Origin of the sequence: Streptomyces turgidiscabies Car8 (assembly GCF_000331005.1) — a bacterium.
Classification (GTDB): domain Bacteria; phylum Actinomycetota; class Actinomycetes; order Streptomycetales; family Streptomycetaceae; genus Streptomyces; species Streptomyces turgidiscabies.
The window spans coordinates 1-313 of the sequence record NZ_AEJB01000230.1; the positions used below are offsets into that span (position 1 = coordinate 1).

Genomic DNA, 313 nt, shown 5'->3' on the forward strand with positions numbered 1-313 from the left:
TGCCTTCGGTGACGGACTCGCCGAGCGCGGGCAGGACGACGTCCGTGCCCTCGGCGGAGCTGCCGCCGGAGGCAGCCTCGGCGGTGGGAGCAGGGGCCGGAGCCGCCTGCTCGGTGGACGGCTGGGCGGCCGGGGCCGGAGCCGGGGCAGCGGGGGCGGGCGCCGGAGGGGCGACCTCCGCCGCGGCCGGGGCGGCAGCGGGCGCGCCGCTGCCGTCGTCGATGAGGGCCAGCTCGGCGCCGACCTCGACGGTCTCGTCCTCGGCGACCTTGATGGACGCGAGGATGCCGGAGACGGGCGAGGGGATCTCGGT

Annotated in this window: 1 pseudogene; it reads right to left on the reverse strand. The window is 79.2% G+C overall.

Features of this window, described 5'->3' with window-relative positions:
• Positions 1-313 (reverse strand): annotated as a pseudogene (locus STRTUCAR8_RS15420) (2-oxoglutarate dehydrogenase, E2 component, dihydrolipoamide succinyltransferase); the annotation flags it as partial.